Below are 17,196 nucleotides of genomic sequence, written 5' to 3' on the forward strand. Positions count from 1 at the left end.
TTTTTGCCTTCAATATGGGTACAGAGCAATAAAAATAGCCCTCATTTCAGCGACCACATATCGCGCACCATATTGCATCATTTCACTGGAACTATCCCTTCAAATACCACTCTTACAGTCGTCTCCCCGCCCCTAGGGAGCAGACAAAACCTACAATAACACTGTACACCAGATGGGAGTCAGCAATGATTCACGTTAAAAATCTGAGTCGACGGTATGGAGACTTCGCGGCCGTCGACAAGGTAACCTTTGCAATAAATAGTGGCGAGATTGTCGGTTTACTGGGCCACAATGGCGCCGGCAAAACCACCATCATGAAAATGATCACAGGATTTCTCGAGCCAAGCGAAGGCTCCATTGAAATTAACAACTTGTCGATTAACCAACACGCCAAAGAAATTCAGCAATACATAGGCTATTTGCCGGAAAACCTACCTGTTTACCCCGAACTCAATGTTCTCGATTACTTGTTTTACTGCGCGCAGGTGCGAAATATACCCGCCGACAAGCAGCAAGACGCTGTCGCAGGAGCCGTACGAAAAACTGAGCTGGCAGAAAAGGCTATGCATCCGATTAGCACGCTTTCACGTGGTTTCAAACAGCGAGTCGGTGTGGCCCAGGCCCTGATTCACAATCCTAAAATTCTAATTCTCGACGAACCCACCAACGGATTGGACCCCCATCAAACACAACAAATGCGCAACCTGGTTCGCAGCCTGGCTACGCACGCCACAGTCATAATCTCCACGCATATCATGCAGGAAGTCGACGCCCTGTGTGATCGCGTGCTGATACTCGACAACGGCCAACTAGCAATCGATCAGACACTCGCCAGCTTGCGACGAAGCGATACCCTGGCGTTAAGCAGCTCAATCAGTGGCGACAAACTCAACGCAATACTCGGTGAGAAATACGGAGCGCTTACTGCGCAGCAGATAACGGCTGACGAATATCGCATTCCTTTACCAGAAACGCTGGACGATAGACTGTTCGCAAGCTGGCTCGCAGAACAACTCATTCAGTCCGGCGAAAAAATTTACGCGATAAATCCGCTACTCCGCGACCTGGAAACAGTATTCCGGGGCATTCATCAACAAAAACGCCATCAGGGGGATAAAACCCATGCGGCCTGATAAAGCATCCTCATACAAAACCACACTGAATATTGCCAACAAAGAGCTAAAGCTCTTTTTTGCATCGCCTATTGGTTATTTATTTATCGCGGTATTTATTGCCGCAACCTTATTTGTTTTCTTTTGGGTGGAATCCTTTTTCGCGCGCAACATATCAGACGTGCGCCCCATGTTCGAATGGATGCCAATACTGTTAATTTTTCTCAGCGCTGCTCTTACCATGCGGATGTGGAGCGAAGAGCGCCGTAGTGGAACCCTTGAACATGTGGTCACTCTGCCGGTATCGACCTGGCAATTTGTGTTGGGAAAATTCACCGCCTGCAAAACGCTACTTGCAATCGCACTGTTGCTCACGCTACCCATTCCAATCACCGTGAGTTTTATCGGTAATTTGGACTGGGGTCCGGTGATCAGCGGTTATGTCGCGACCATGCTACTGGGCTGCGCTTATATCGCCATCGGGCTCTTTGTATCCGCCCGCAGCGACAATCAAATCGTCAGTCTTATTATCAGCGTGCTCCTCTGCGGTATTTTTTATTTACTTGGCTCCGGTGTATTTACCAATCTCCTGGGCAGTACGGGTGCGTCTCTACTTCACATGCTAGGTACCGGATCTCGCTTTGAGTCCATCACACGTGGTGTGCTGGATATTCGGGATTTTTATTACTACATCAGCATCACACTATTTTTCCTGCTGCTCAACCGCTACAGCCTGGAGAAAAATCGCTGGGCAGATGATGCAGAGCGCAGCGCGCATAATCGCTGGCGACTTGCTACAGGCCTTGCTCTCGCCAATATTATCGCCTTCAATTTCGTACTGGCGCCGTTGACCATGCTGCGAATTGATACCACACAAGGCCAGATTTATTCGATCAGCGACGCCACCCGTGGATACCTGCAACAACTACAGGAACCCCTGGTTATTCGCGGGTATTTCAGCGAAAAAACCCACCCGCTGCTGGCCCCCCTTGTACCCGAAGTGAAAAACCTGCTACAGGAATACGCTGCTGAAAGCCACGGCAATGTGCGTGTCGAAATTGTCGACCCTGCCAGCGACCCCAAAATTGAAGAGGAAGCGGGCAGCAAATACGGCATTAAGCCAGTGCCATTCCGAGTGGCAGACCGCTATGAGTCCGCTGTGGTTAACTCCTACTTTAATATTCTCATTGAGTATGGTGACGAATATAAAGTGCTGAGCTTCAACGACATGATCGAAGTAAAAGCACGTTCCGAATCGGATATCGATGTTCGCCTGCGCAACCCTGAGTACGATATTACCAACGCCATTAAAAAAGTGCTTTATGCCTACCAGGCTGGCGGGAACCTGTTCGACAGCATCAATACACCAGTGAAGCTGAGTGCCTACATTTCACCGGACTCACAGCTCCCACACGCTCTCGCAGATTTTAATACCGTTATCCGTGAAGAACTCGCCAAACGCGTAGCTGAATCCCGCGGCAAGTTTACGTTTGAATTTATTGACCCCACCGCGAATGGTGGCCAGGTCGCGCAGGATATCGAGCAAAATTACGGTTTCCTGCCGATGGCGTCCAGCCTGTTCGATGACAATACCTTCTACTACTATCTTGTCCTCAAGGGCGAAGATGATCTCGCCATTCAATTATCCCTCCCAGAGGATTTCACCGCCGACGCCTTCGACCGGGCACTGGATGCGGGCCTGAAACGTTTCGCCAGCGGGTTCACCAAGACAATCGGCTTTGTCGCACCGCAGGCCAACCCCTACGCCGCGCAAATGGGGCAACCCGCTCCGGCCACATTTACTTCGTTGCAACAATTCCTCAACGAAAATGCCACCACGAAAACGACTGACCTCAGCACTGGTAAGGTACCGGAGGATATCGATTTGCTGATGGTGATGGCACCAGAAAACCTCGACGAAAAAAGTGTATTTGCGCTGGACCAATACCTGATGAAGGGCGGTACGGTGGTAATGGCGACCTCCCCCTTCAAAGCCAACTTCAACCAAAGCAGTATCAATGCTGCCGACTATAATTCCGGCCTGGCTGACTGGCTGTCCTTTCAAGGGGTCGATATTCAGAAGAGCTTGGTGCTGGACCCGCAAAGCTCCGCCTTCCCGGTACCCGTACCTCGCCAGGTAGGCATGTTTACCGTGCAGGAAATGATGCTGGTGGACTATCCCTTTTTTGCCGAAGTGCGTGAACAGGGGCTCAATCAGGACAGCCCGGTGACCAGCGGCCTGGTGCAGCTAACGGTACCCTGGGCGTCCCCCATCGCGTTGAGCGACAGTAAAAATACCAAGCGCGAAGTACTCAAACTTGTGGAAACGTCACCGGGAAGCTGGTTGAGCAGCAGTATGGACATCAGCCCCAAAGCCAACCCGGATGGAACCCAGGGCTTTGCCTCCGGCACTGCTGCTGGTGCGCAACTGGTGGCCGCTGCGATCACCGGTCGCTTCGACTCCTACTACGCAGACAAGGAATCACCTCTGCTCAAAGAGCCAGTTTCGCCGGAGGGCGACGAATCTGTACCCAGTAAAGATCAAAAGCAGACGGAAGTGATCGGCAGTGTCATCGAACATTCGCCAGAGTCGGCACGTCTGGTGGTCATTAGCTCTAATAGTTTTGCCGAAGAAACGGTGTTGCGCATGCTCGGCTCTATGACCGGTACCAGCTACGTCAACCCGCTACAGATGATGGTGAACATCGCGGACTGGAGTCTCGACGATGAGGGTTTGCTGAGCATTCGCTCCCGCGGTCATTTCAATCGAACATTGCCGCCAATGGAAGACGGCGCTCGAGAAACCTGGGAAATGGTCAATTACGTGCTCGCCATATTCGGCCTTATCCTGGTTTATCTCGCCGTGCTCTGGCGCAAACAACTGCGCAGCGCCCGCTACCAAAAATTGCTGGCGACTATCCCCTCGTTATCAACACAAGAACAGTGAGGAGCAGCCCTATGAACAAAGCGATTAAAGTCCTCGCCGGATTGCTGGTCGCCCAGCTGCTGGTGATTCTGGCGTTGCAGACCAACAAACCAGGCACAACTCAAGTGGCTGCGCAGCCGCTTATCAGTGTGAATCTGAACACCGTGGATACCTTGCGCATCGACGACAGTGACGGTGGGCAAGTTACCTTGAGAAAGGAAGGTGACCGTTGGCAAATAACCAACTATGGCAATCAGCCAGCCGACCAGAACAAGGTCGCCGAGCTGTTGCAGAAGTTGAGCGACATTGAAGTCCGCTGGCCTGTCGCTTCCTCTGCCGCAGCGGCCGAACGGTTCGAGGTGGCAGAAGGAAGCGCGCAAAAAACGCTGACCTTCCAAACCGGAGATAGAGTTATAGACTCCCTTTTTATGGGCACCAGCCCTAGCTACCGCCGCATCCACGTGCGCGCCAACGGCAGCGATGACATATATCAGGTAGAACTCGCACAGCATGATATACCTGCCAACCCCGAAAGCTGGATGGACAAAACTGTCCTGGAGTTCGAAGGCGACATCCTTTCCGTAAACGCAGGCGATATCGCGGTTTCTCGAGATACCAATGGCGATGAGACATCGTGGAAACTTGCCGGTAGTGCGACAGATTCGACAGATCCCACGCTCATCAACACTTGGGTAAAACGTTTCAATTCGCTGGTGGTCAGTGCCCTTGTGCCCGCGCAAGAAGTGGAGCCGATAATCGTGCAAAACCCAGCGCTCACCGCACATCTGAGCAGCGACAAAGGCGATGCCGACTACGCCTTCTACACGGCAAATGAAAAGTACTACGTAAAACGTTTCGGCAGCAGCGCGCTCTACGAGATTGCGAGCTACCAGGCCAAACCTATCGTGGAGATCGAGGCGAAAAAATTTATGCTAAATACGTCTGACGCGGAGCCGCCGCAATAGCCAATTGAGCGCGTGCGCGGCGCCTGCTAGAAGCCCCCGCTCCGAGGGGCTTCGTCGTTATAACCCAAACCGCGGATATGTATGCGCTGGGAAAATATTGTGCATTTTTTACTCTTTTCCCTATCTCTGCTTATAAAGGTCTGTTATTATCCGCGCCCTTTTCCACCCACCATCCCCGGTGGGCGGCCCAGCTGTAAATCCAGTGATGCCGCATTTAAGCTGCTAAGCTAGTTGAGTGCCACCATCACACTCTCAAGGTAAATCATGACACAAGACACTCAGGCGGAAAGCCTTGGCTTCGCCGACCTAAATCTCCCCAGCAGCCTGTTAGATACAGTGCGAAAACTCGGTTACGAGCGACCTTCGCCTATTCAAGCAGCGACCATCCCGGCACTTATTGAAGGGCGAGATGTTATCGGCATGGCACAAACCGGAACCGGTAAAACCGCCGCGTTTGCGCTGCCGATTCTGGCAAAAATTAAGAGCGGAAGTAAAAATCCGCAAGCATTGGTACTCTGCCCAACCCGCGAACTGGCCATTCAGGTTTCCGAAGCTTTCCAGTCCTATGCGGCCAATATTCCTAATTTTCACGTCCTGCCGATATACGGTGGCCAGGACATGCGCACCCAATTGCGCGGCTTGCAACGCGGTGTCCAGGTAATTGTCGGCACACCAGGTCGATTGTTAGATCACCTGGATCGTCGCAGTCTCGATCTCAGCGAACTCCACACTGTTGTACTGGACGAAGCAGACGAAATGCTGCGTATGGGTTTTAACGAAGACGTAGAGGCAATTCTCAAGAAAACGCCGGGCAATCATCAGATCGCACTGTTTTCTGCCACTATGCCGCCACCCATTCGCCGGGTTGCCGATACCTACCTTAAAAACCCCGTCGAAGTAAAAATTGAAACATCGGTTACCACCAACGAAAATATTGAGCAGTTTTACTGGCTGGTGAGCGGCACCAACAAACTCGAAGCACTCACGCGCATTCTCGAAGTAGAAGACTTCGAGGGCATGATTATTTTTGTGCGCACCAAAAATTCAACGGTAGATTTGGCCGAGCGTCTGAACGCCCGTGGATTTTCTGCCGCGCCCCTCAACGGCGATATGAATCAGGCGCTGCGTGAGCGCACTATTGAGCAGCTCAAGGGCGGCAAGCTGGACATGATCATCGCTACCGACGTCGCCGCTCGCGGCCTCGATGTGGAGCGTATCAGCCACGTTCTCAATTTCGATATCCCCTACGACGACGAGGCCTACGTACACCGCATAGGCCGCACGGGTCGCGGCGGTCGTACCGGCAAGGCAATATTATTTGTTGCGCCGCGCGAACGACGCATGTTGCGCTCCATCGAAAAAACAACGCGACAAAAAATCACCGAGATGCAGTTGCCATCGCGGCAGGACCTGATTCACCGTCGTACCCAGGAATTTAAAGCGGCAGTAACTGATTCCATCAATATGGAAAACAAGAGCTTTTTCCAGCGAATCATTGCCGAGATGTGTCACGAGCAGGAAATCAGCCCCGAGGACGTGGCCGCAGCACTCGCGTATCTCTTGCAGAAAGATCGCCCATTACTGCCGCCCAAAGGCAAAGAGCCTTCAGAACGTCCGGAACGAGAAAAGCGCGAACGTGAATTTACGCCAGAGCGTTCCAAAAAAGGCGAACTGCCGAACCTGGGTAACGCTCAGTCGCTGCGCGACTACCCCGAAATCGTCATGGAACGTTTTCGTTTGGATGTGGGCCGCAACCACAATGTTTCGCCACGGGAAATTGTCGGCGCGATCGCCAACGAAGCTGACATTGATAGCTGCTACATCGGGCAGATTAAGATTTTCGACGATTTCAGCACCGTTGACCTGCCTGCAGGTATGCCGGATGAATTATTTCAAATGCTGAAAAAAACCCGCGTTATGCAGCGTCCGATCAACCTTAAGCGACTGGATGAGAACGGCGCAAAGCTGGCCGAAGCCAATCAGCAAAAGCAACCGCCGCGCAATAACAAACCACGCACCAATAAACCGCGTAAGCCCGCTGGAAAAAAACGCGATTTTAAAGGCAAAGACAGAAGCTGATACGCACAGACGAGTGTATCTAGGTAAAGACACAAAACGGGGCGCAAGCCCCGTTTTTGCTACAACCATTCAACACCCAAAGCATTAAATATCCATAGCATTTAAAAGCGACCACTGCGTTTCAACCGCAAATACTCGGTAACCAGATCCATATGTAGCGTGTGCGGCAGCGAATCCGTGACAATCACGCCCATACCCTGCAGCCTGACCAAGACTTCTCGACGCCGCTGGCTAAATTCAGTCAAGCCGCAATAGGTGAGCGCATCGTCGAATGTCGCTACTGGATAGCGCTGGTACTTATCCAAAAAACTATCGCGTAAATTAGCCACCATCACCAAGTGTTTGCGAGCCATCAAACGACACGCACGGGTGAGGTCCTCCAGGTCTTCTTCGCGTACATTGGAGATTAAAACCACCAGCGAACGTTTCTGATTTTTGCTCATAAACTGCTCAGCCGCACGCAGATAATCACTGGTATGTGTGCTGCTGTGTAAATCGAATAACTGGTTGAGAATCAAGTTTATTCGCGCCGGGCCTTTCAGCGGGCTCAACCAACGATCTGCGCCCGCAAAGCTCATCAGGCCAACCGCGTCACCCTGGCGCAAGGCCACATAGCTGGTCAGTAAGAGCGCATTCAGCGCATGATCAAAATGACTAAGACGATCATCTTTATTGCGCAAACGGCGCCCACAATCCAGCAAAAATACAATGTCCTGATCACGCTCGTCTTGATATTCGCGCGATACAGGCTTGCGATATCGAGCAGTCGCCTTCCAGTCGATTTGCCGCATAGCATCGCCTTCGCGAAACTCCCGCAACTGCCGGAAATCACTGCCCTCGCCCCGCCTTTGCTGCATATGGATGCCCAAATGTGCGATCTGTTGCTCCAGCCCAATGGCTGCTGCGCTGGCAATAGGTGCAAAGTTGGGGTACACCTTTACTGTGTCTGGCCGGCCATGGAATTGGATGCGCTGCCACAGCTTCCAGCGGGTAAGCACGCGGATTGCGGAACGGCCAAAACGCGCTTCACCCCGCTGCTCCGGAATCAACGGGTATTGCAAAGTGCGCTCCGCACCTGGTTTAAGCACCAGTCTAACCGGTAAATCCTCTGCACTTAGCAGGGGCGGAACATAATCCATTAACTCGATATGGAGAGGAAAAACGTAGTGATTGTGCACGCGCCATTGCACAAAGGCCGGAACTCCAAGAGCCAGGCTATGAGGCAATACGCGCTCCACTTCCACGTGTTTGAATCGGCGATGGCGAAATAAATCGAAAACCGCAGCACCAATTAAATAAGCGGCAGCAATAAACCATAGCTGAACGGTTGTGCCCAACAGAGTGAAGCCTCCTGCACGCAGGCTGTCTTGCGCAATCGCTTCGGGCTGAATCAGGCGCAAGCCGAACAACACCAAACCGGCAAACAACATTGCCAGTACATACAGCAATAGATAGCGGCTAGGCCTCATAAGCGTGGAGCTTCTACCGCATCAATAATCTTTTGGAGTACCTGGTCAACGCTGAACCCATCAATTTCCATTTCCGCCGACAGCGCCACACGATGACGTAATACCGGATAGGCCAGAGTTTTCACATCATCGGGCAACACGAAGCTCGCACCGCGCAGCAGTGCATTAGCGCGAGCGCAGCGGATTAACGCTAAACAGGCCCGGGTACCTGCACCGCGCAACAAAGATGTGTTCGAACGGGTTGCGCGCACCAGTCGCACCGCGTATTCCGTTACCTGATCGTCAACCACAATAGTCGAGACCAGTTTCTGCAACGCAAAAATCTCATCGCTGTTTATCAACGCAGGCTGTTCGCCAAACGCATCCTCATCCGCAACGCTGCCGGTAGTCATTTCGTGGGTAAGTCGAATCTCGTCCTCGAGCGAGGGGTAATCCATAAGCACCTTGATGAGAAAGCGATCCAACTCCGCTTCCGGCAAGGGATAGGTGCCCTCCTGCTCCACCGGGTTTTGTGTCGCGAGCACCATAAACGGCCGGGGCAACGGCTTGGCCGTACCTTCCAAAGTGACCTGACGCTCTTGCATTACTTCCAACAACGCCGCCTGGGTTTTTGCCGGCGCGCGGTTAATTTCGTCGGCGAGCAATAGGTTGGTAAACACCGGCCCTTTGCGCACCCGGAACCGACTTTCATTCATATCGAAGAGCACGTGGCCGGTAACGTCGGCAGGCATCAGATCTGGCGTAAATTGAATACGCTTAAACTCGCCGTCAAAACACTCGGCCAGGATTCTCACCAACAGCGTTTTGCCCAGACCCGGCACACCCTCGAGAAGCACATGGCCGTTAGATAGCAAGGCAATCAACACCTGATCCACAACGAGCTGCTGGCCAATAAGTTGGCTGTTTATCCGGTCACGTAATTGTTCAAGTTTTGCTGCCCCCGCAGCGACGTCTACGGTTTCTATAGGTTGATCACTCATATGGAATCCTTAATTCGCTGGAGCACTTTCACTGTTTGCAGAAATTTTTCTTCACTGAGCCCGTTGCCAGCCTGCAATGCAGCGGCCAAAGACTCTGGCGAAATCGATGCGGCCGCAGCCAGGATGCGCAGCTTTTCGTTTGGTTCGGCCCTGCTGTATGTCGGGATTTGACGTTCAGCGCGTTTTTGAATTTCCAACTGCAGCGGTTCCAGTAACTCAGTCTGCCAACCACCGCGCCAGCGGTATTGCGCGGCAGCGGTAATATGCTCGAGAATGGAACGACGGGTCTGGTAGTGCAGCCTATGGGTCGCTCCAAACCGGGGAAGCTGTCGCCAAAGCCACAGCATTAACAAAACAAGAAACGACACTACGGTCTCGGGCATAAACGTCCACATAAGCTGCCCTAGCGACGGCATTTTCGAGCCGTGTAATATCCCTAACCGCTCCCCGTTAAAAGCCAGGGTTTCCCATAGAAAGGCGTTATCAAAATAGCCAATGTAGTTGGAGCCAAAGATGCTGGGGTTGGCGAGAACCGTTACAAGCCCAGCGCCGATATCGACCTGGATAAAACGAGTCCCAAACTGGTCCCCTCCCGCATAAATCACTTCATATTCGGCGACTTCCGAAAACGATGGGTCGCTAATAGCGGGATGGTCCACGACCACCTGGGATGGAAAATACACGCGAAGCTCGCCATCAACCCCCGTAAACTCCAATGATGTCATCCGGTTTTGCGGGACATTACGCTCGAATTCTAGAATTCGTTCGCGTACGGACAGGCTTTTCGTGCGCGACTCACGATCGCCGGATCGAATCTGTTGATTGTGTTTTTCAAGGCGTTCACTGAACGGGCGCTCGTCCGCTTCAACCTGGCTGTCCGGGCCGGAGTCATCGCCGCTCGCTGCACTTTCTGAACCGATCTTTTCGGATTCGAAACTCGTGCCGTCATCCGACTCGCCATAAGACGCAGAAATTCCAAAGTAATTCAGCACCCAGTCTACGTTAGACGCCGACGGGTTTTGCGCCCCTACGATAAGATGCCCACCGGCATCCACCCAATCGACCAACTCATCCGCACGCCGCGACGAAATCAAATGGCCGCTGTCGGGAATAAACAGCGTGCCGAAGCTCTCCATTTCTTTAGGTGTTAAGTAGCTATCAAAGGTGTCTACGACCATTCCCGCCTTCTCCGCCAACCGCACGGCTGCCAGATAGGGGTTTTGCAAAGCCAGCTGGCTCCAGCCGTAGTTTTTCTCCTCCTCGTAGCGCTCAATGGATAGCGCGAACAATGTAATGGCGACGGCCGCAGCAACAACAATTATCGCGTAATAGATGCGATTACTCATCGGCAAATACCTCGGCCCACTGATCACACAAGGCGCGTACCTGCTGCGGCTCAGGTTGTAAATGACCATATGCCAGCGCCTGCCAAACCGAGGTGAGCTGAACGGTGTAACGCGATAACTTTGAATTCGCACGCTCTCGCACGAGAAACACACACTCGCCTTCGGTGGCACTTTCGCTGAACTCAAATCCGTGACGATGAATCAGCTCCGCGAGTAAAGCGCGGTACAGCAAACTGACAGACGCCCGATAGGATTTACATTCCCAGAGATGCCACGCATGCGCGGGCACGTCATCCGGCAAACTTTCCCGCGTTACATCCAAACCAAACATGACTTTCGGCGTATCTTGAATCGGGCTCTCGGCGGCACCCGCAAATGCCCACTGTTTTAGCGGCGCGCGATAGCGATAAATAACATAGATCGCGAGGATGACAAGTGCTGCGATTACAAGATATTTGAGCAACACGAATGGCGAGGCGATCACCTTACCCAAAGTCTTAAAAAACCCCGCGTGATGTTCCAGGAATTTAAAAAAACTCACGAACCATTCAGGAATTTGCTGGGTTTCCTTATCATCATCCAACTCCTTGAAGCGCCAACCTTTAACGGTTTCTGTGCGGTTAAAATCATCCCCCTCCAGTATCTCCAATACCCGTCGTTTCGGCGCAGACTCCGGCTCCATCGCGGCACCGTCACTTGACGTATCGTCGAACTCTGCGACGCCCGTGCCTGTGTCTACAGGGGCAGAAATTTCTTCAGAAGCCCGCGCTTCGCTCGGTAACATAAAAGATAGAAAGCTGCCACAACACAAGGTTAACGCCGTAACAATCACTAGGGGCTTAATAGTTTGAGCCGCACGCATAACCAAATGGCGAAAGCGAATTTCGATATCCCAGGCTTCAAGTTCAATCCGGCGGTTAATGTACAGAGCAAAACCCGCTGTCGCGTAGAGCGGCGCCATGACGGCCATCACGATGTAGATGATCAAAGCCTCAAGGTAGGATACGAATACGCTGGGTTCCCACACCGCTGACCAAGAGTCCACTGCCGCTTCTGTCGGGATAAACATGCTCACCAACACGCCGACCGCGAGTATCAGCAGACACTGAACACAAAATGCCACAAAGGTTAACGAGCTCGCAGCACTTGCGTAAACCCGGTGTAAAGCCGCTTGTCTCATTGAGCGCTGTTGGCCTGTAAGCTGTTCGAGTACGGTTAGCGGCAAATCGAAGGATCGCGTCGGGCTAAAACGCCGCACCACTACACTGAAAAAAGCATCTGTTTTGTATACTGCTTTAAGTTGCCGCAAAAAATCTGCAACGCCGACAGGTTCGCCGAAAATGCGCCGACTGGCGATAAACAATGGGCCGCGATCAAATAGTGGTTGCAGCAGCCAAACAGGCAGGACTGCGGCCCAAATGGTTTCGCCCCACAACAACCAACAGGGAATAAAAATAAACAAGCTGGGTATAAGCCAGCTTAAAAACAACGGCCCCCACCAGACCCGGGCCATTGCCAAGCCCAGGTCTATCGCTTCCCAGGGGGAGCGCAGTCGCGCTTGTACACAAAGTTTACTCAGATCCATGCTCAGCGTGCCCGCCCAGCGAATAAAAAATAGATTGCCACCAACGCCCAGAGACACCCGCCCACACTATATTTTACGGCAACCGGTAAAGCGGCAGACGATGACCAAAAAGCCTCGAGGAATGCGGCAATAATGAGCATTAAAGTTGAACCGTACACAATAATCACGGCCTCTCTACCCGCCACTCGCAGGGCATCCAGGCGCGATAACCGCCCTGGGGCGATCAGGGCATAGCCGAGTTTCATGCCCGCAGCACCGCTAAACACTATGGCGGTTAGCTCAAAAGCGCCGTGCCCGACGACAAAAGGATAAAACGTGGAGGTGTAACCCATTTGCGTCAAATGGCCTGCAACCGAGCCAATAGATAAACCGTTAAAAACCAGGAAAAATATCGAGCCCACACCAAATAAAATGCCGCCTGCAAAGGTCCGGAAGCTCACTCCGATATTGTTTTTGATATAAAACCCAAACATCGCCAAATCGGTTTCGCTGTCGCGCTCACGCCCGATTTTTTCTGCATCTGGATCGTACATTGACTCAAAGCTTTGCACCTGCTCGGCTGGCGCCACACTGTAAATCAGCTCGCTATTGCTGTAGCAACCCACACCCATCACCAGCAATGGCAGAGTAAACAACGCCAGCGCCAGCAGCACAAAACGGGCATTCCGACGAATGGCGAGAGGAAACTCGAATACAATAAAATCTAACCACTGGTAGCGAAAACGCCGATTCTTTTGATAAAAGCGGTGATGCGCATCAATAACCAAAGCGTTCAAGCGGTCGACCAGCTGCGGGCTGTATCGGCGATGTTTAGCCAGCGCCAGGTGGTGACAAACTGTACGAAAATTCTGCGGAAACTGTGTATCACGCGGTTTTTTTTCGGCCAGCTCCGATTCAAGTTTTTCCCACAAAGGGGCATGTTGCACTTCGAAGAGTTCCTGTTTCACTGTCTTCGCCCCAATAGCCAGGCGCCCACACCCTGAACATAGCGCACCGCCGCGCCACCGGATTTTTGCGTTAAAGGTTGCAGGATTGTCGCCAGCTCTTCCTTGCGGCTTTCGCTCAATTGTTTATGCCGCTGGGCAAAGCCGGTAAACGCTACCTGGTCTTCTAAATCGAGTATTAGAGGTGGGGTTTGCGAGGGGACGTCGGGCAGGTCAGCTGCGCGCTTATCTGCGGCTTGTCGATAGATGACCAATGAGCCTGCTGCGAGATCACCCAAACGTTGGAACCGGCTGTTTGAGATCATGCAAACTAGTCCAAACGCGTAGCCCACCGGCAGAAAATCGGCGGCGCGCAAGAGGTTTCTTACCAGCGATGTGCTCCAGGTTACTGGAGTTAAATCATCGTTGACCACCGCCAAGCCCAGCGCCTTCTTGCCAGGTGTTTGGCCGTTGCGGAGTACTTCAAAAACGACCGGATATAACCACTCGATAAAAAAAGAAATGAGCAGAATAACCGCTAAACCGGTGTTACCTAAAAACGCGAAGGCTAAGCCAATCACCAACAGTACGATTGTACGAATAGCAAAATCCATCGCGTAAGCCAACACGCGGGGCACAGGCCCGGCCAGCCGGGCGCTAAGCTCAATGGCTTCAGGCGTTTCAACAAGATAACCCGTATCGAGTTTTTCCTGAATCATGCGGTTATCTCAATAACGTCTCAACTCATACCCAGTTGCTGGGGCCTTGGCTAAACGCCCAATGTTGTTTGGAAAAGGTATCTCCCAACGACGCAACCGCAGTTACACCCAATATTTGCATCGCAACAATTGATCAGGCATTTACTCCGCATCAATGTACTGATTGATTTTGTATTGAAGGTAGATAACGCTGAAGAAAAAGGTAAGAATCGGGCCAATACGGCTTGGGTCGCTTGCAGAAATATTGGCAACCTGATGAATGCGACTTCGCAAGCGAAAGGCCCAAATAACAAACATTATCGACCCAGCAAGACTCAGGAGGCTGAGCACCATAGTAACGGTTGGATTGCCGAGCGGAATGTTAGAGGCGAAGCCAATAAAGTATAACCCCAGTGTCGCCCCCATAAATAGCGGGCTTATGGGATTTTCAATAACCGGGTTAATCTGGCGAGTTCGAGAAAACAGCCAATAAAAGCTGTAAATTCCCAGTGTAATTACGCCAAGACCAAAAACCGCCCAAGCGGTAAAGCGCGGAAATATCGCACTCAGCTTTCCTGCTGAGGGTGCGTTAACTTCCGATTGAGGCGCACTGTAAGGGTTTGCTGTTTCCGTCATGATTGAGCTCCGTGTTGTCATCGTAACGTAAGCGCAATCCTACCCTGTTATTAAAACGGCTGGCAACTTAAAGGTCGAGTTTTCAGATGAATGAAAACCGCGCGAACATTAACGCGGTATTATTCACCATCAGAAAAATTGATACCTATTAATTTCGCAGGGCTCTTGGGGCCTAATTTAATACCTCCACACCTATCACGCCGAGCAACACGATATTTGCCAACAACCCAATCAGAAAGAAGTAACTGCGCGGGCTGGGGTTACGCTCTGTAGCGATGCCGTAATAAAGCGCCATGTGCAAAATTCTCGCTACCGCATAAACCGCGAGGAGCACGCCCGTCCACATGCCATCTATCTGTAACACCAGCGCCAGAAGACCAGTCGCAAGCATAAGCGGTGTATTTTCCAAGGAATTCATGAAAGTCCGCTGAGCGCGAAACACGAAGGAGTCGTGACTGAGGTTCTCCGGCATTTTCCCGGGAACCGCGCCCGGCTGACGCGCCTTCACTGTGGCTGCCACCACCGATTGAACAACGACCGTAACAATAATGAACCACAGGCTCACGGCGGCTAGACTGGCGTAAAGGGATGTTGACATATGGCTCTCCGGGCTTATTTGCGCGTTTTTATTCCAGCGTTGTTATTCCAGCGTGAAAGTTTGACCTTCTTCTGTAGAGAAAATCTTAGTGTACACGCTATATTCGTTTATTTACGTTAGCACGGTCACTTTGGATGACCCCAACCATGAACCACATAGATGGGAATTCGCCAAATAAACCGGCTCAAGCTGTTAGACTACGCGTTTTGCCTAAAACGGAGGCGTTATGACCGACAAACCCACCCTCACCAGCAACGAAGAAATCGCCAGCTACGGCATCGGCCGTCAGGTTGGCGATCAAATTGCGAGCAACGCGTTCAGTGGTATTGTTCCCGAAGCCGTGGCACAAGGGCTGGTAGATTCGCTGAAAGGTGCTGCACTGGCAATACCTGGCGAAGAGATCAACAAGGCGTTCCAAGCCTTGCAAAACAGAATCCAAGCAGAAGAAGCCGAGAAAGCGAAAAAGTTCGCGGCTGAAGGCGAAGCTTTCCTGGCGGAAAACGCTAAAAAAGAAGGCATTGTAGTGACCGAATCCGGCCTGCAGTACGAAATTCTCTCAGTCGGCGACGGTGACAAGCCAACCCTCACTTCCAAAGTGAAAACGCACTACCACGGCACCCTTGTTGACGGCACTGTGTTCGATAGTTCAGTAAACCGTGGCCAGCCCGCCGAATTTCCGGTAAATGGTGTGATAGCCGGTTGGACCGAAGCGCTGCAAATGATGCCCGTCGGCTCTAAGTGGCGATTGTATGTACCCTATCAATTGGCGTATGGCGAGCGTGGTGCCGGTGGCGCAATCGGGCCTTACGCAGCACTGGTATTTGAAGTGGAACTGCTGGAGATCACTGGCTAATGTGGTTTAAAAACCTGCGCGTGTATCGCTTAACACGCGCTTTTGAATCCTCCCCGGAAGCGCTTGCCGAAACCCTGGAGAACTTTGCGTTCCAACCCTGCGGCAAGCTCGATCCGGTACGCTACGGCTGGGTACCCCCGCTAGGTCGCCATGGCACATCACTGGTACACGCCACCAATGGCAATATTATGGTGTGCGCCAAGCGGCAAGAAAAAATTCTTCCCGCTGCCGTGGTCAAAGAAGAGCTGGACGAACGCGTGGCCGCTATCTCAGCAGAGGAAGGTCGCCATGTGGGCCGCAAGGAGCGCGACAGCCTGAAGGACGAAGTGATCTTTGATCTGCTACCTCGGGCATTGGCAAAGTCCTCTATGGATTTTGCCTACATCGCCCCGAGCGAGCGCCTGGTGTACGTTAACGTCACCAGCAGCAAGCGCGCTGAGGAGCTGCTCAGTGCGTTGCGCGAAGCCCTGGGCACTATGTCTGCGATCCCCCTGAACAGCGTAAACCCACCCGTTGCCAGCATGACCGAATGGCTGCGCAGCTCAGAGCTGCCTGCGCCGTTTCAGTTGGGCGAAGAATGCGAGCTGCAAGCACCTAAAGACGATCGCATTATCCGTTGTAAAAATCAGGACCTTACCGCAGATGAAATTCTGAACCACATCCATTCCGGTATGGTCGTCAACAAACTTGCACTTACATGGAACGACGCAATCCATTTTATTGTGGACGATCAGCTTGCCATTAAACGGCTGAAATTCGATGATAAATTGCTCGAACTGGCAGGAGAACGAAACCCGGAATCGGCTGCAGAAGAATTCGATACAGATTTCGCCGTGATGTCCACAGAACTAAAACAATTCGTAGCAGACCTGTTAAATGCGTTTGGCGGCATCAACGAGAGCGCGCCAGCAATAGAAGCAGACCAATAAGCCTCTAAAAAATCACAGATAAAATCTGCAAGGACGCAGATTGCTACAACTCGGTGGCATACTCATTTATTGCCACCTATTTTATGTACTTCCCAGT

Annotated in this window: 14 protein-coding genes; 6 read left to right on the forward strand and 8 right to left on the reverse strand. The window is 52.1% G+C overall.

Translation table 11 applies throughout. The features are described 5' to 3' along the window. Positions 1-185: 185 nt before the first annotated feature. The 4 genes from TERTU_RS11225 to TERTU_RS11240 all read left to right on the forward strand — a co-directional run bounded on the left by TERTU_RS11225 (position 186) and on the right by TERTU_RS11240 (position 7,082). Positions 186-1,133 carry an ABC transporter ATP-binding protein gene (locus TERTU_RS11225; protein WP_015819914.1) on the forward strand — a complete coding sequence of 316 codons (948 nt, stop codon included), beginning with the start codon at positions 186-188 and terminating at the stop codon, positions 1,131-1,133. Next, complete coding sequence (locus TERTU_RS11230; protein ID WP_015819172.1) at positions 1,123-4,059, forward strand: Gldg family protein; 2,937 nt, start codon at positions 1,123-1,125, stop codon at positions 4,057-4,059. Before TERTU_RS11225 ends, TERTU_RS11230 begins: the two co-directional genes overlap by 11 nt. 11 nt (positions 4,060-4,070) lie before the next feature. Next, a complete protein-coding gene (locus tag TERTU_RS11235; protein WP_015818969.1) occupies positions 4,071-5,003 on the forward strand; it encodes a DUF4340 domain-containing protein in 933 nt (310 codons plus the stop codon). 264 nt (positions 5,004-5,267) lie between these two features. Further along, positions 5,268-7,082 (forward strand): DEAD/DEAH box helicase, encoded by a 1,815-nt coding sequence (locus tag TERTU_RS11240; RefSeq protein ID WP_015817301.1) that lies wholly within the window; start codon positions 5,268-5,270, stop codon positions 7,080-7,082. A 101-nt stretch (positions 7,083-7,183) separates the two neighbouring features. Here the strand turns inward: TERTU_RS11240 and TERTU_RS11245 are convergent, their stop codons facing one another. From TERTU_RS11245 to TERTU_RS11280, 8 genes are all read right to left on the reverse strand, one after another. After that, entirely contained in the window at positions 7,184-8,512 is a 1,329-nt protein-coding gene (locus TERTU_RS11245; protein ID WP_041590211.1) for a DUF58 domain-containing protein, read from the reverse strand. Between the two features lie 35 nt (positions 8,513-8,547). Further along, complete coding sequence (locus TERTU_RS11250; protein WP_015817223.1) at positions 8,548-9,531, reverse strand: AAA family ATPase; 984 nt, start codon at positions 9,529-9,531, stop codon at positions 8,548-8,550. Then, positions 9,528-10,877, reverse strand: a complete 1,350-nt coding sequence (locus TERTU_RS11255; protein WP_015819163.1) for a DUF4350 domain-containing protein — start codon at positions 10,875-10,877, stop codon at positions 9,528-9,530. Before TERTU_RS11255 ends, TERTU_RS11250 begins: the two co-directional genes overlap by 4 nt. Then, positions 10,870-12,462 (reverse strand): DUF4129 domain-containing protein, encoded by a 1,593-nt coding sequence (locus TERTU_RS11260; protein WP_015819868.1) that lies wholly within the window; start codon positions 12,460-12,462, stop codon positions 10,870-10,872. The genes TERTU_RS11255 and TERTU_RS11260 overlap by 8 nt, the downstream gene beginning before the upstream one ends. Positions 12,463-12,464: 2 nt before the next feature. Further along, entirely contained in the window at positions 12,465-13,409 is a 945-nt protein-coding gene (locus tag TERTU_RS11265) for a stage II sporulation protein M (protein ID WP_015818008.1), read from the reverse strand. Next, positions 13,406-14,104: an RDD family protein gene (locus TERTU_RS11270; RefSeq protein WP_015818726.1), complete on the reverse strand. Its 699-nt coding sequence runs from the start codon at positions 14,102-14,104 to the stop codon at positions 13,406-13,408. Before TERTU_RS11270 ends, TERTU_RS11265 begins: the two co-directional genes overlap by 4 nt. 141 nt (positions 14,105-14,245) lie before the next feature. Next, entirely contained in the window at positions 14,246-14,719 is a 474-nt protein-coding gene (locus TERTU_RS11275; protein WP_015820447.1) for a DUF4234 domain-containing protein, read from the reverse strand. A gap of 172 nt (positions 14,720-14,891) precedes the next feature. Next, the gene (locus TERTU_RS11280; protein WP_015817781.1) at positions 14,892-15,317 is read right to left on the reverse strand and encodes an MAPEG family protein; all 426 of its coding nucleotides are present in this window, start codon (positions 15,315-15,317) and stop codon (positions 14,892-14,894) included. 226 nt (positions 15,318-15,543) lie between these two features. Between TERTU_RS11280 and TERTU_RS11285 the strand changes: the two genes are divergently transcribed. After that, positions 15,544-16,170, forward strand: a complete 627-nt coding sequence (locus TERTU_RS11285) for a BamJ family beta-barrel-assembly machinery protein (RefSeq protein ID WP_015818127.1) — start codon at positions 15,544-15,546, stop codon at positions 16,168-16,170. Next, positions 16,170-17,099 (forward strand): recombination-associated protein RdgC, encoded by a 930-nt coding sequence (rdgC, locus tag TERTU_RS11290; protein WP_015818472.1) that lies wholly within the window; start codon positions 16,170-16,172, stop codon positions 17,097-17,099. The genes TERTU_RS11285 and rdgC overlap by 1 nt, the downstream gene beginning before the upstream one ends. Positions 17,100-17,196 lie beyond the last annotated feature (97 nt).

Origin of the sequence: Teredinibacter turnerae T7901, assembly GCF_000023025.1 — a bacterium.
Taxonomy (GTDB): Bacteria; Pseudomonadota; Gammaproteobacteria; order Pseudomonadales; family Cellvibrionaceae; genus Teredinibacter; species Teredinibacter turnerae_B.